Annotated in this window: 11 protein-coding genes; 3 read left to right on the top strand and 8 right to left on the bottom strand. The window is 48.6% G+C overall.

Features of this window, described 5'->3' with window-relative positions; translation table 11 throughout:
- Window positions 1-19: 19 nt before the first annotated feature.
- From ABD836_RS02385 to ABD836_RS02355, 7 genes are all read right to left on the bottom strand, one after another.
- A complete protein-coding gene (locus tag ABD836_RS02385; RefSeq protein ID WP_344932162.1) occupies window positions 20-2,251 on the bottom strand; it encodes an ABC transporter permease subunit in 2,232 nt (743 codons plus the stop codon).
- Window positions 2,252-2,373: 122 nt separating this feature from the next.
- A complete protein-coding gene (locus ABD836_RS02380) occupies window positions 2,374-3,342 on the bottom strand; it encodes a PstS family phosphate ABC transporter substrate-binding protein (protein ID WP_344932161.1) in 969 nt (322 codons plus the stop codon).
- A 109-nt stretch (window positions 3,343-3,451) separates the two neighbouring features.
- A complete protein-coding gene (gene phoR / locus ABD836_RS02375) occupies window positions 3,452-4,744 on the bottom strand; it encodes a phosphate regulon sensor histidine kinase PhoR (RefSeq protein WP_344932160.1) in 1,293 nt (430 codons plus the stop codon).
- 9 nt (window positions 4,745-4,753) lie between these two features.
- The gene (gene phoB, locus ABD836_RS02370) at window positions 4,754-5,461 is read right to left on the bottom strand and encodes a phosphate regulon transcriptional regulator PhoB (RefSeq protein WP_344932158.1); all 708 of its coding nucleotides are present in this window, start codon (window positions 5,459-5,461) and stop codon (window positions 4,754-4,756) included.
- Window positions 5,462-5,546: 85 nt separating this feature from the next.
- The gene (gene purU / locus ABD836_RS02365) at window positions 5,547-6,401 is read right to left on the bottom strand and encodes a formyltetrahydrofolate deformylase (RefSeq protein ID WP_344932157.1); all 855 of its coding nucleotides are present in this window, start codon (window positions 6,399-6,401) and stop codon (window positions 5,547-5,549) included.
- Between the two features lie 20 nt (window positions 6,402-6,421).
- A complete protein-coding gene (locus ABD836_RS02360; RefSeq protein WP_344932155.1) occupies window positions 6,422-7,270 on the bottom strand; it encodes an SPFH domain-containing protein in 849 nt (282 codons plus the stop codon).
- Between the two features lie 39 nt (window positions 7,271-7,309).
- A complete protein-coding gene (locus ABD836_RS02355) occupies window positions 7,310-7,780 on the bottom strand; it encodes an NfeD family protein (RefSeq protein WP_344932153.1) in 471 nt (156 codons plus the stop codon).
- A 174-nt stretch (window positions 7,781-7,954) separates the two neighbouring features.
- Here ABD836_RS02355 and ABD836_RS02350 point away from each other — a divergent pair, with 174 nt between their 5' ends.
- Together ABD836_RS02350 and ABD836_RS02345 are read left to right on the top strand one after the other, a co-directional pair.
- Window positions 7,955-10,105, top strand: coding sequence for a YgiQ family radical SAM protein (locus ABD836_RS02350; protein ID WP_344933561.1), 2,151 nt, complete (start codon window positions 7,955-7,957; stop codon window positions 10,103-10,105).
- A gap of 202 nt (window positions 10,106-10,307) precedes the next feature.
- Window positions 10,308-10,514 carry a cold-shock protein gene (locus ABD836_RS02345; protein WP_344932152.1) on the top strand — a complete coding sequence of 69 codons (207 nt, stop codon included), beginning with the start codon at window positions 10,308-10,310 and terminating at the stop codon, window positions 10,512-10,514.
- Between the two features lie 81 nt (window positions 10,515-10,595).
- Here the strand turns inward: ABD836_RS02345 and rlmKL are convergent, their stop codons facing one another.
- Window positions 10,596-12,767 carry a bifunctional 23S rRNA (guanine(2069)-N(7))-methyltransferase RlmK/23S rRNA (guanine(2445)-N(2))-methyltransferase RlmL gene (rlmKL, locus tag ABD836_RS02340; RefSeq protein WP_344932151.1) on the bottom strand — a complete coding sequence of 724 codons (2,172 nt, stop codon included), beginning with the start codon at window positions 12,765-12,767 and terminating at the stop codon, window positions 10,596-10,598.
- Between the two features lie 247 nt (window positions 12,768-13,014).
- Here rlmKL and rmf point away from each other — a divergent pair, with 247 nt between their 5' ends.
- On the top strand, window positions 13,015-13,218 hold the full coding sequence (gene rmf, locus ABD836_RS02335) for a ribosome modulation factor (RefSeq protein WP_344932150.1): 204 nt from the start codon (window positions 13,015-13,017) through the stop codon (window positions 13,216-13,218).
- Window positions 13,219-13,250: the final 32 nt, after the last annotated feature.

Here is a 13,250-nt window from a genome sequence, read left to right as displayed (position 1 = left end):
GCCCAATGCGACAGCAAGATTAAAGATTTCCGTAACGCATGCGCAGCCGCTGACGCACTGTTTCCGCAATTGTGTTAACGAAAAAGGTAAACATAAACAATACAAAGGCTGCCAAAAACAAGATCCGATAATGGGAACTAGCAACTTCGGTCTCGCCAATTTCAACCGCGATATTAGCCGCCAAAGTCCGCATACCTTCAAATATATTTGCATCCATAATCGGCGTATTACCCGTTGCCATCAGTACAATCATCGTCTCACCAACGGCTCTACCCATACCAATCATCAGCGCTGAAAAAATACCTGGGCTCGCAGTCGGCATCACTACCCCAACAAGACTCTGCCAAGGGGTTGCACCCAATGCCAAAGAGCCGTAACTGAGGTGTTTGGGAACAGAAAATATGGCATCTTCGGCAATCGAAAAAATGGTGGGAATGACCGCGAAGCCCATGGCGATACCTACCACCAAGGCATTGCGCTGATCGAATGACACACCCATATCACTGGTTAGCCACGCCCGCATATCGCCGCCAAAAAATGCTCGTTCCATCGGCGCGCCGAGCGCGACGCAGGCCGTCACAATCCCAAGAATAATCGGGACTAGCAACACCGGATGCCAGCCGTCTGGCACAAGGCGTCGTATGCCGATGGGTACTTGAGACCAAGCCCAGGCAAATAGCAGAATTCCAAATGGCATCACCAAAAACATGGAGAAAACCGCAGGCATGTTTTTTTCAATGAATGGCGCTAACCACAAGCCCGCGAGAAAACCGAGGATAACCGTCGGCAAGGCTTCCATTAATTCGATAAGTGGCTTAACTTTTCTGCGTAGTGCTGGCGCCATAAAATAAGCGGTGTAGATTGCGCCGCATATTGCTAGCGGCGCGGCGATCAACATCGCGTAAAATGCCGCTTTTAAGGTACCGAAAGCCAGTGGCGCAAAGCTGTATTTTGCTTCGAAATCATTATTCGAGGCAGATGACTGCCAAACGTAATCGGCCTCGGGGTAACTTTCGTACCATACCTTACTCCACAATGCCGACCACGAAAGCTCGGGATGTTCGTTGTGGAGTTCGTAGCTGTACCGCGTACCACTCTCATTTTCGATCAGCAGCTTATCAGCCCGTGGCGAAATCGCGATCGCACTAACAAGGCCAATATCTAGGTCAGCATTGAGCAAACGCCGATGTGAGGTGGTGTAAAAAAGATCCAGGTGGCCCTGTTTACTAACGCTTGCAAAGCCTTTGCGGCGATGCTCGGTGACGAGTGTGGCGCCACTGCCTTTCGGCACGTCAAATTGCCTAACCGCCTGCAAACGATATCCCGATTCGCGTTCGCCATCGCGAACCACAAACCACTGACCGACCTCGCCCTGATCACTAGCCGTCAGCAAAGAAATTCCACCCAATAAAAACCGCGCCTCATTCAGCTTACCGCTGTCAAAAAGGTAGCCTCGATCTGCCACATTCACTCGGCCAAGATCGATCAGACGATAGCCGCCGTCATTACTTAAGACATACAGCCAGCGCTGATCAGGGCCTACCACTACGCGATCAGCACTAATGTCTAAAACTGGTAGCTCAACGGGCTCTTCGACTAGACTAACTTCTTCGCTGAGGAAGTCTTCTTCTTTCACCCAGCGACGGCCAATAAGCTTGCCTTGACTCACCGCAATCAAAAGCAGTTCATCATCACTGTCGCTGATCGCCAACTGGTCTATTGGACCATTTTCAGTAAGCACTAAGCTTTGTTCACCATAGGGGAAACGAAGCTCCGGGCTAATTAAACGTTTATCATCTGGGTAACTAGTTCGATAATCATGCTTGGCAATCAATACTCGCCCGTTACTTAAGCCCAGCGCGAAAATTCGGCTTACCTCAGAGTCCAAAGCAAAACTGCTAATCTCTGCGCCATCGAGTGGAAGTGCATTGCTCAGCAATAACTTGCCATCGCTTACCTGAAAAAAGTCAGCCCGGCCGGATCGGTCTAAGCTAAAACCAACCTCAGCTTGCTCTTCCATTGCCAAGTAGATACTTGGAGCCTCGCTCGTCGCGGGGTATTGCTGGCCATCTTCCAACGATGCCGACTCAAACAACGGCATAATTTCAAAGAGCAGGTAGAAAAAAATCAGCAATATTGCAAACAGTACACTGATACCACCGGCGGTGATGGTCGCGGTAGCCATACCGTCTTTGACTTTTCGCCACTGACGATAGGCGGAAGCGGTAGCTCGAACCTCGGACTGACTCATTTCTTTCGCTCTCTTAAAACCTGCGCACACAATATGACAAATTTGTTACATTAATATGACACTTGCAGCAAAAAATGCCGCGATTTGAATCTACGGCATTCATCAACGGCACCTACAGCTTATTAAAGGGCCAACTTAGCTTCGATCTTTGCTACAACACTTGCCGGTAGCGGGATATAGCCATCTTTGACCACAACCTGCTGGCCTTGCTTAGACAGTACGAGCTTAATGAATTCACGTTCCAAAGGCGCTAAGGGCTTATTCGGTGCCTTGTTCACGTATACATAGAGGAAGCGTGACAGCGGGTAACTACCTTTAGTCGCGTTCTCGGCGTTAGCTTCAACAAACTTGCTCTTTTCATCCTTTGCCAATGGCACCGCGCGTACGCTCGAAGTTTTATAACCGATGCCTGAGTAACCAATACCATTAATAGAGGTTGAAACAGACTGCACAACTGACGCAGAGCCTGGTTGCTCATTCACACCGTTTTTGAAGTCACCCTTACATAGCGCTTCTTCTTTGAAGTAGCCGTAAGTCCCTGACACCGAGTTACGGCCAAACATTTGAATATCGCGCGCAGTCCAAGCTCCTGTCATACCGAGGCCGCCCCAGGTATCAACATTGGCACTATGGCCACACTTATGAGTACTAGAGAACACGGCATCGACCTGTGCCATGGTCAGGCCTTCAATTGGGTTATCCTTATGAACAAACACCGCCAAGGCATCAATCGCAACCGGCACAGCAGTAGGTTTGTAGCCAAACTTAGTTTCGAAAGATTCTAACTCCTTATCCTTCATCTTCCGGCTCATAGGCCCAATATTCGACGTGCCTTCGGTCAATGCTGGCGGTGCTGTAGACGAGCCCGCGGCTTGAATCTGGATATTTATATTGGGGTAATTGCGCTTAAAATCTTCACCCCACAATGTCATTAAATTGGCTAGGGTATCTGAACCAACACTAGACAAATTACCTGATACGCCGGAAACGATAGCGTAGTCTGGTAAGGCGCTATCAACCTTGGCTTCAGCTACAGCGACCGCTGCAGAGATAGTCATAAGTGCACTTACTGCTATGTGTTTAATCTTCACTTCGATACTCCTAAACCAATATAAGCTACTTCAGTGAGGCCACTTTATAGGCGAATTATGACAACTTTGTGACAGTACTGTAATTACTGGCGAAGAGAGCCCGCTGAGGCTAGACAGCAACCGCGGCAGATTTCGGAAAAACACAGGTAAAGACGCTGCCTTGATTGGGCGCGCTACGAATACGCAATTCAGCTCGGTGACGAATTAGCACATGCTTCACAATTGCCAAACCCAAGCCAGTGCCACCAGTATCAAGGGATCGGCTCTGATCCACGCGATAAAAGCGCTCGGTTAAACGGGGAATATATTGAGGTTCAATGCCAATGCCCGTGTCCTCTACTTCGAAGTACGCATGATAATCATCTTGATACCAGCGCAGAATTATTCGGTCATTTTCAGCGGTATATCGCGCGGCATTGACTGCTAAATTAGAGAATGCACTGCGCAATTCATTGGCATTACCATTGATTGCAATATTATCGTCACATTCGATTTCTATACGGCGCTGGCCTTTTGCGGCGGTACCACTCTCTTCTCTAATCATTTCCATTAATGGCCGCAAGCGAATAAGGCTTTCGTCGGCCAGCTTGGGCACAGACTCTAAGCGCGATAGCAGCATAAGATCTTGAATCAATAGATTCATACGTCGAGATTGCTGCAGCATCTGATCTACGGCTCGATCCCAACGACCATTTTCACCACCGTACTCGGCAAAGGTTTCCAGATAACCATTGATAACGGTAAGCGGTGTGCGCAATTCATGGGAAACATTCGCAACGAAATCCTTGCGCATCTGTTCTAACCGGTGGGTGCGAGTAACATCACGGGCAAACAAAAGTCGATTACGCCTACCGAAAAAGCTGACGCTGATACTCAAATTAATCAAGCTATTGACGGGTGACACCATCTCCAAGGGGGCTTGATAACGCTCTGCCTCAAAGTAGCGCAAGAAGGCGGGACTTCGGAGCAAATTCACCAACTGCCGGCCTTTGTCGTCTACTTCACGCAGTCCCAGCAAGTCGTGAGCCGACGAATTACACCATTCAATATTGCCATGGGGATCAAGCATCACCACAGCATCTGACATGGATGCAAATGACGAATGTAAATAATCGATCATAGCTTGCAAGCGGTCGCTATTTTGCGAAGAATCCCGCTGCAGCTCGTAAATTACGTCAAAAACCTGTCCCCACATCCCTACAGCCTCTGGTGGATCATCCTTGGCACCGCCGTACAACCAGTCAGATAAGCGCTGTAAGTGTCGCAATAACCACGCACAGGCAAGCACGGCCGCTACCAATAGGGGTAAAACCCCAAGATCAAATAGTGCACACGTTCCGGCGACCAATGAGAGTGGCACGCCAACCCGCAATAACTCTGCCTTCCAACTGTAATACCGCATTATTTTGCGCTACGCGCAGACACCTGTAGTTGAAAACCGGTAACCGGTTCCGCGAACGGTTTGAATTAATAGCCCACAGTCGCGGAGTTCGGTCTGCAAAGCCTTACGAAGTCGTCTGATATGTACGTCTACTGTGCGTTCTTCAACATACACATTGGTTCCCCAAACCTGGTCTAGAAGCTGACCACGGCTATAAGCTCGCTCTTGGTGGGTCATAAAGAATTTTAGTAATTTAAACTCGGTGGGGCCCATATCTAAGGGGGTTGCGTCAACAAACACGCGATGACTGCTAGGATCGAGTTTCAGGCCCGCCACTTCGATGCTCACTTCCTCGTCACGACTACTAGAGCGCCGCATGATGGCTTTTATGCGGGCCATTAACTCCCGCGATGAAAATGGCTTAGTAATGTAGTCATCTGCGCCGACATCAAGGCCTTGCACACGATTATCTTCATCGTCTTTCGCGGTTAACATAATTACCAGCAAATCTTTAGTCAGCTCATCACGGCGCAACCTGCGCAATAACTCTAAGCCGCTGGTCACTGGCATCATCCAATCCAGCAAGACTAGATCAGGACGTTGATCGACAATAATCCCATGTGCGTCCTGGGCATTGCTCGCTTCTAGACAGTTATAACCCGCCAGTTCAAGCCCAACCCGTATCATTTCGCGGATTGCACTCTCATCATCGACAATCAATATGGTGGCTGACGTCATTCCATTAACCTTTTTTTGCAAAATTTGTTAGCTGCATTAAAACCATTTTTAGTGACAATTTTATGACAGTTTAAATTTTGCCTGTTTAATCAAACACTACAGTCTTGTTTCCGTGAACCAGTACGCGGTCTTCAAGATGATTACGTAGGGCTCTTGCTAGCACAGACTTTTCTACATCCTTGCCCAAACGTACAAGATCATCTTTGCTATGCCGATGAGATACCCGAATAACGTCTTGCTCAATGATCGGACCTTCATCTAGCCGCTCAGTGACGTAATGGCAAGTAGCGCCAATCAGCTTAACACCACGATCAAATGCCTTCTGATAAGGGTTTGCACCAATAAACGAAGGCAAAAAACTGTGGTGTATATTAATCATTCGGCCGGCGTAGGCTTGGCAAAACTCAGGTTGAATAATTTGCATATAGCGCGCTAGCACCACGCAATCGGCTTGATAAGACTGTGCCATCGCCATAATTTTTGCATGTGCAGGCGCTTTATTATCTGGATCAATTGCCACGTACTCAAAGGGAATACCATGCCATTCCACCATGCTACGCAAATTTTCATGATTGGAGATAACACAGGGAATATCACAGTCTAATTCGCCGCTATGCCAGCGGTGTAGTATATCTGCAAGACAATGCGAGGCATGACTGGCCAGTATCACTACCCGACGCTTTACTGCGGAATCGACCAATGCCCAATGCATGCCATATTCGGCAGCGATTGGTGCAAAAGCGTCCCGACAGCGCTCGGCGCTGACTTTTAAGGATTCAGCGCGAATTTCATTGCGCATAAAAAACCAGTTACTCTCCGCATCGGCATGGTAATTGGCTTCGGTGAGCCAACCGCCCTGCTCTGCAACAAATTGACTAACCCGCGCAACAATGCCCACGCGGTCTGGGCAGCTGATCACTAAACGATAAGTATGATCCATGTAAAACGCTCAACTCCGACTTAAACTTTATTTAAAATGCCACGTAGTGCTTGCGGTAAATCAGCAGGTAATACCACTGTTTTGGCATTATCTGACGAAGATAGCTGCAATAAGGCATCAGTGTATTTCTCGCCCAGTAAATACAATACCGGCAATTCTTCACTTCCTACCGCTTCAGAAATCAGGGAAATTGCTGCGCCGCTGGCCTTAGCTAAAACCACTTGAGCTTGGGCATCACGACGCGATGCCTCCAGGCGGCCATCGGCTTCTAGGATCGCGGCCTGTTTTTCGCCTTCTGCTTTTGTGACAGCAGCGCGGCGCTGGCGTTCGGCCGCCGCCTGTTCTTCCATCGCCGCCTGCATAGTCTGCGATGGATTGATATCCTGAATCTCAACCGTTTTCAGCGTAATGCCCCAATCCGCAATATCTTCAGAAATTGCCGCTTTGAGCTTAGCTTTAATTTGATCCCGCGATGACAACGCCGAATCCAAAGCCATTTCACCAATAATCGAGCGGAGAGCCGTCTGCACCAAGTTTTGAATTGCAAAGGTGTAGTTCTCTACACCATACACGGCCTTTTCTGGCGCCACGATATTGATATAGGCAACCGCATTCGCAATGATCACTGCATTGTCTTCGGTTATCACTTCCTGCGACGGGATATCCAGCACAATATCTTTCGTGGTCAGTTTGTATGACACATCATCAATATAGGGAATAATAAAATTCAAACCCGGATTTAGGGTAACGTGGTATTTCCCCAAACGCTGAACAATATGCTTATAACCCTGGGGAACGGTTCGTACCCCTTTAAATAAGGTAACGATCACTAAAATTGCCAGCGCTATTACTACTGCCAAACCATCCATCGCAAACTCCCTGCTTTTTGAATCAGTTTATATTAAACATTACGCGGCTTTACTTGCGGCACGAACGATTAAGGTATTGCCTGATATTTCTTCAACGCTTACACGGTCACCGACAGCAATCGGCTCTCGGCAAATAAATTGCCATTCGTCGCTCCCCAGCAGCGGTATGGAAAAGCGCATTGTACCCTGTTCCAATTCTGGCCCAAGCCGAATTACCATACCTTCTTGACCAATTGCCTGCTCCCGCGACATACCAGATAAAGTTCGGTTCTTCATTTTGGGGTGAATAAACTTAAACCACACCACCAAATCAGCAATCGACAAACCGAGCCAAAATAATAATTGAACACTGAGCGGCATTTCTACCACGGACAGTATCAAGCCAACGGCAATCGCACTGGCGCCAAACCAAATCATTACAAAAACGGGAATAAATATCTCACTCACAACCAGCAAAATACCAAAAACCATCCAGTGCCAGTACGCTATATTCGTGTTCAACCATTCCATTTGTAGTCCCTTTTAATAATCGATTGCGCCGCAGGCACTCATTTACTCTCTATTCCTTAAAAAATTCAAGCACTTAGTCCGTCTATTTATATTTACCAGCAGGCGCTTTACAGCCAGCAAGTGGGCACATTATCAAGTATAATGCCCCTTTTTTCGGATTACTGCGTTATCGCCATGTCTTCAGCTATGCAAACCCCAAAAACCATATTTAGCCACCGCCCCTATTGGGCTGAGTGTTTCGGCACCGCGCCATATCTCCCGACATCGAGGGAAGAGATGGACGCGCTCGGCTGGGATAGCTGCGACATCATCATTGTGACGGGCGACGCCTATGTCGACCACCCCAGTTTTGGCATGGCCGTTATTGGCCGCGTGCTGGAAGCGCAGGGCTTCCGTGTCGGCATCATTGCCCAGCCCGACTGGCAATCCGCCGAACCATTTAAAGCCCTTGGGCAACCCAATCTATTTTTTGGGGTTGCCTCTGGCAATATGGACTCCATGATCAATCGTTACACCGCCGACCGTCGCCTACGTCATGACGACGCCTACACGCCCGGCAATGAAGGAGGCAAACGCCCAGACCGCGCCGTTATCGTTTACTCTCAGCGCTGTCGCGAAGCCTATAAAGACACACCCATTGTAATTGGCTCGATTGAAGCCAGTTTGCGCCGTATCGCCCACTACGATTATTGGAGCGACAAAGTTAGACGTTCAGTATTGCTCGATTCTAGAGCGGACTTATTGCTCTACGGCAATGCCGAGCGGGCGATTATCGACGTGGCACACCGCCTTGGCCGCGGCGACACCATCCACAGTATTCGCGATCTACGGGGCACCGCGTTTGTTACCCGTGATGTCCCTGACGGCTGGACTGTCATCGATTCCTCCAGTGTTGACCAAGTCGGCAAGGTCGACAAGATCACCAGCCCCTACGTTGACACTAGCGCCACCGAGAGCTGCAAAAAGAACGAGGAAAATCCCGACACGGAAAGTGCCACCGACGTCGTGCAGACCGTTAGAATTGTCGATCCACTACAAGCCCGCAAATCAGGAACGGATGCTGCCAAAACCGTAATCCGCTTACCCGATTATGATGTCGTCAAAAACGATCCAGTGAATTATGCCCACGCTGCGCGCGTTCTACATTTAGAAACCAATCCTGGCAATGCTAGAGCCTTAGTGCAACGGCACGGTGATCAAGAGGTCTGGCTAAATCCGCCGCCGATCCCTTTGACAACGGAAGAACTCGACTGGGTATTTGAGCTACCCTATCAACGCAAGCCGCACCCCATTTACGGCAATGCCAAGATTCCCGCTTACGAGATGATTCGTTTCTCGGTCAATATCATGCGCGGCTGCTTTGGCGGCTGTAGCTTCTGCTCAATTACCGAGCATGAGGGGCGGATCATTCAAAGCCGCTCCCACGAATCAATTGTAAAAGAAGTCGAAAAAATCCGAGATAAAACCCCGGAATTCACCGGCGTGATTTCGGATTTAGGTGGCCCCACCGCCAATATGTGGCGCTTAAATTGCAAAAGTACTGAAATCGAAAGCCGCTGTCGTCGCCTATCCTGTGTTTACCCCAGCATATGCAAAAGCCTCAATACCGATCAGACACCTCTCATTGATTTATACCGCGATGTGCGCGAGTTAACAGGCGTTAAAAAAGTATTAATCGCCTCGGGGCTGCGCTATGACTTGGCCATCGAAACCCCTGAATATGTCAAAGAATTAGTGACCCACCACGTTGGCGGTTACTTAAAAATTGCTCCAGAACATTCTGAAGAGGGTCCGCTATCGAAAATGATGAAGCCGGACATGAGCAGCTATGACAAATTCAAAGCCATGTTTGATAAATATTCCAAACAGGCGGGTAAAGAGCAGTATTTAATTCCCTACTTTATCGCCGCCCACCCCGGCACTACTGATAAAGACATGATGAATTTAGCCATGTGGCTAAAAGGCAATAGCTTCCGCGCCGACCAGGTGCAAGCTTTTTACCCCTCGCCAATGGCGAATGCCACGGCGATGTATTACTCCGGAAAAAATCCGCTTAAGAAAGTATCGCGGACCAGCGAAGATGTGGTGAGTGCCAAGGGCCTGAAACAGCGTCGATTACACAAAGCATTATTGCGCTACCACGACCCTGAAGGCTGGCCATCGATACGTGAAGCATTGCTAGCAATGGGACGTAAGGACTTGATTGGCTATGGTAAAAAACATTTGGTTCCGCCCCGGCAGCCCGTCAATTGGACGCCAAAGCACGGCAAAGGTCGTAGAGTTTTAACTCAGCACACGGGTTTACCACCACGGCGAACGAAATAAAAAATCGCGCTACGCAACGCTAAGCTCTTCCAAAGCGGCTTTTTTATATGTATATAATAATCATGCTGGCTACGGATGCAGCTTGGTTTTATGTATAAGCACCACGAAGTCGTTTTAAGTACCTCGTTCTGTTTCATAAGTCCCTGCCTATCTCAGCTCAAGCACCATAAAAGGCATTTATTAACACAACGAGGCACATGTTATGTCTAGAAGCACCGGAAAAGTAAAATGGTTCAACGAAACAAAAGGCTTTGGTTTTATTGAACAAGATTCGGGCCCAGATGTTTTTGTACACTTCAGCGCTATTGGCGGCACCGGCTTTAAAACGCTAGCTGAAGGTCAAGCAGTTGAGTTTGACGTGCAAACTGGCCAGAAAGGACCACAAGCAGCTAACGTCACCGTTCTTTAAGAAAAGCTTAAAGCAAAAAGCCCGCCGCGTACGATCACGGCGGGCTTTTTTATACGCAAAACAAAAATAAGGTACGCAGCTTTAACGCGTGATATACCAGCAATAATGAATTGGTTTACCACCGCGCGAAAAATCCTCATCGAGCGACCAGCGGGTACGGTCTTCCATTTTATATTTGCTCGTCAATTCTTGATCCAATATAAAATCACGTTTATTCGTCGAGAAAATCAGCAATCCGTCGGGCGCCAAACATGCCATCGCATCGTTGATTAGTTCGCCGTGATCGCGCTGAATATCCAGCACATCGTCCATACGCTTAGAATTGGAAAATGTTGGTGGATCAAGCAAAATGAGATCGTACTGATCTTTGCACTCCTTCAACCACCGCCGACAATCACCATGCTCAGTACGATGCCGAGACTCACTTAAACCATTGAGCGACAGATTGCGCCGCGCCCACTGCAAATAGGTATGCGACATATCAACAGAGGTGGTCACCTTAGCGCCACCAATTCCCGCCTGCACTGATGCGACTGCGGTATAACTGAACAAATTTAAAAAACGTTTGTTTTTAGCGCGCGCTGCAATATCCAGCCGCACAGGACGGTGATCCAAAAATAAGCCGGTGTCCAAATAGTCATACAAATTGACTAAGACTTTGGCCTGCCCTTCTTGAAGCTCCATTACGGTATTACGCGGCGCTTGGCGCTGATACTGATCTTTGCCGCGCTGTCTACGCCGCTCCTTGACTGCAATATTATTAGCCGAGAGATTGAATACTTGACTCACCGCCTCGATAACCTCGCGTAAACGTCGCTCAGCATCCTCTTCCGGCACAGAAATCGGCGCCATATACTCCGCAATATGCACTGCGCTCCCGTAGCAATCGACTGCTACAGCGTATTCCGGCATATCGGCATCATATACCCGGAAACACTCAATACCATTCTTGCTGCGCCATTTAGATAAGCGCTTTAAATTTTTACGCAGGCGATTGGCAAACATCTGCCCACCAGAAGTGAGCTGTAATGATTCAGCTGCACTCTCTTGCTGAACATCAGGACGGCGTTCACGTACCTGCGCGTCGGGGCCAATATTAAACAGCAATAATTTCGCGGCTATGGTGCCATTGAGCAATTGATATTGCTTATAGCTACGAATCCCCATGCGCTTACCTAAATCGGCATTACCCGTAAACACCGCACCCTGCCAGCCGCTGAAATGCGCCAGCATCGACTGCCCCAAATGACGATACAAATGCAACAGCTCCGCCTGCTCTCCTAATCGCTCACCATAAGGCGGGTTGGTGATGAGTAAGCCGTGATCCAACTCTCGGTGAGTTGGTTTAGCCAGCTGAGCCAGCTCCCTTCTCGACACTTTAATAAAACGTTCTAAGCCTGCGTTTTCAATATTTTCCTGCGCCTGTGCGACGATTTTACCATTTGCATCGTAACCTCGAATTTCTGGCCACTCGCGCGTCAAAGCCAAACTACGCTGAGCTTCAGCTTGGTCGACAATACTTTCCCACAGCGATTGATCATGTTCCAACCAGCCCCGAAAACCCCAGCGCTGGCGCAGCAAACCCGGCGCAATGTTCATTGCCATCATCGCGCCTTCGATAAGCAATGTTCCGGAGCCACACATGGGGTCGATCAAAGCACCTGCGCGACTGGCAATCCCCGGCCAATCGGCGCGCAGCAATAATGCCGCCGCCAAATTTTCTTTTAATGGCGCCATTGCCCCACTACTGCGGTAACCACGGCGATGTAGGCTCTCCCCAGACAAGTCGAGACAAGCGGTAATCTGGCCTCGATTGAGGCGAATATTAATACGGATATCTGGTGCACTTTTATCAACACTCGGCCGCGCTTCGCCCCGGGCCAAGAAATAATCAACTACGGCGTCTTTACTCTTTAACGCCCCAAAATGACTGTTGCGAATTTCGTCTGTCTGGCCGTTAAAATCCACGCTAATGCTATTCGTGGCCAGCATATGCGCCTGCCAATCAATCGCCGACAAGCCCTGATATAAGTCCTCTGCGCTTTCGCCGCGAAACTCCGACAAAATCAATAACACTCGGTTAGCCAGACGGGACCACAAACAAAGGCGATACACCGTTGCTAAATCGGCATTAAACATCATCGCACCCACGGTCTCCCGAAGGGGTTCGCCTCCTAAACTGGCGATTTCAGATGCAAGTAATTGCTCTAATCCCTTAGGACAGGTCGCGATAAAAGAACGCTTTTGACTCATAAAACCTCTGGGGAGAACTAGTGTTAAATTTAAAATTGTTTATAAACAATAGCATACCGCCTTATACGGCATGCATCTAAAGAGTTGGATACATATAAGCAATAGGTCTTCGACGAACACTATGAAAGTTTGATTACATGGAGTTCCTATCGCGGTAAGTCACGCGATGGTGCCAGAAAACCGGGTTAGACGCACTTATCAAAGCCCGGAGCGATATGTTGACTACACTGCTGGAGGCGTATGCCCAATGAGAAGACAGAAACGCGACATGACTGAAAGAGCTTACCAACGCGGATATCAAGCTGGTATAGCTGGAAAACAGAAAGACAATTGCCCGCATAATCAAGATCAACTCAAACAAGAATGGCTCACAGGCTGGCGAGAAGGCCGAACCGACCACTGGGATGGCATCGACACCGCGACCGCGCTTGAGAAACAAGCGATTCATTGACCCTCAAAAAATCCAAATTTTCTACTATAAAA

It is taken from the genome of Zhongshania borealis, assembly GCF_039539625.1.
GTDB lineage: Bacteria > Pseudomonadota > Gammaproteobacteria > Pseudomonadales > Spongiibacteraceae > Spongiibacter > Spongiibacter borealis.
This window is presented reverse-complemented; position numbering and strand designations above follow the sequence as displayed.

What these genes read in the sequence shown, in the direction of transcription:
- purU (WP_344932157.1), bottom strand. Translation starts at nt 6,401, where the DNA reads ATGGATCATACTTATCGTTTAGTGATCAGCTGCCCAGACCGCGTGGGC.
- ABD836_RS02385 (WP_344932162.1), bottom strand. Translation starts at nt 2,251, where the DNA reads ATGAGTCAGTCCGAGGTTCGAGCTACCGCTTCCGCCTATCGTCAGTGG.
- ABD836_RS02350 (WP_344933561.1), top strand. Translation starts at nt 7,955, where the DNA reads ATGTCTTCAGCTATGCAAACCCCAAAAACCATATTTAGCCACCGCCCC.
- ABD836_RS02355 (WP_344932153.1), bottom strand. Translation starts at nt 7,780, where the DNA reads ATGGAATGGTTGAACACGAATATAGCGTACTGGCACTGGATGGTTTTT.
- phoB (WP_344932158.1), bottom strand. Translation starts at nt 5,461, where the DNA reads ATGACGTCAGCCACCATATTGATTGTCGATGATGAGAGTGCAATCCGC.
- ABD836_RS02345 (WP_344932152.1), top strand. Translation starts at nt 10,308, where the DNA reads ATGTCTAGAAGCACCGGAAAAGTAAAATGGTTCAACGAAACAAAAGGC.
- ABD836_RS02360 (WP_344932155.1), bottom strand. Translation starts at nt 7,270, where the DNA reads ATGGATGGTTTGGCAGTAGTAATAGCGCTGGCAATTTTAGTGATCGTT.
- rlmKL (WP_344932151.1), bottom strand. Translation starts at nt 12,767, where the DNA reads ATGAGTCAAAAGCGTTCTTTTATCGCGACCTGTCCTAAGGGATTAGAG.
- rmf (WP_344932150.1), top strand. Translation starts at nt 13,015, where the DNA reads ATGAGAAGACAGAAACGCGACATGACTGAAAGAGCTTACCAACGCGGA.
- phoR (WP_344932160.1), bottom strand. Translation starts at nt 4,744, where the DNA reads ATGCGGTATTACAGTTGGAAGGCAGAGTTATTGCGGGTTGGCGTGCCA.